The organism is Mesorhizobium sp. M7A.F.Ca.CA.001.08.2.1, assembly GCF_003998455.1.
Classification (GTDB): Bacteria; Pseudomonadota; Alphaproteobacteria; order Rhizobiales; family Rhizobiaceae; genus Mesorhizobium; species Mesorhizobium ciceri.
In genome coordinates, this window is the sequence record NZ_RZPW01001286.1 from 1 (window position 1) to 879 (window position 879).

Genomic DNA, 879 nt, shown 5'->3' on the forward strand with positions numbered 1-879 from the left:
ACACAAGTGTTCCAAGGCAACGCGCAAGCTGCTGGGCTATTTTCGAGGCAAGGAAACGCGCTTCAGGCGCGTGATCGGGGAACCGTGACAGGGGGCCGTAGCTGGAACTTTGAGAGCGCAGATAGCGTCGGCGCCTGCACACGGCGGCCCTCTCCCAAAAGCTGTCAGCCGCGGCGGTGCGATTACCGGCAGCAAAGGAGCTTGGTGTCGACGATGAACTTCCTGGCGACGAGATCGTTCGGACATTGCTGCAGCGCAGGATCCCCCCGCGAGCGCATTAGCTGGGTATTGTATGGCGTTAGGGCCGTTGAACCACCACCGGGGTGTGTCAGTAGCACCTTACAGGCAGCCGCAGGTCCAAACGAGCAGCACCGTTCCAAGCGCATAAGGGACCAGAAGCAAACCTATCGTCACCCAGAAAGCCGGCTCTGCCAAGGCGGCCATGTCCTTGCGAAACTGCTCCATGGGGCTACCCCGGCAACTTCGACAAACGAAAAGAGCTGATCTGGTATGGCCTACGGCCCGCTTTTGGCATCTTCGACCTCCAGCGCATCCATGAGGGCTGCCACATCGCTGGGTTCGCCAGCGGCGTCACCATGCACGCCAGTTCGCGCTTTCTTGAGCGCTTGCTCGATCGCATCTTCAATGTTTCCGAGCTCGTCCTCACGCACCTCGCGACCATAACCGGCCGCTTCGGCATCCTGCTCGAATTGCTGAGCCAGCACGGCGAAGCTCACTTCCTCTTGGCCGGCAAGAGTGCCGACATTCTCCTGCAGCCAGCTTTCAAAAAACTCTTTGGTCGCGTTCATCGGATAACTCCTCCACCGGATTAAGCGCGGCGGCGATCCGAAGTTCCGCCATGGCGTCACTTTCTCAATC

General features: G+C 59.6%; 1 protein-coding gene. It reads right to left on the reverse strand.

Translation table 11 applies throughout. The features are described 5' to 3' along the window. Positions 1–515: 515 nt before the first annotated feature. The coding region (locus tag EN914_RS36885; protein ID WP_245497949.1) for a hypothetical protein at positions 516–879 on the reverse strand (364 nt) is incomplete at its 5' end.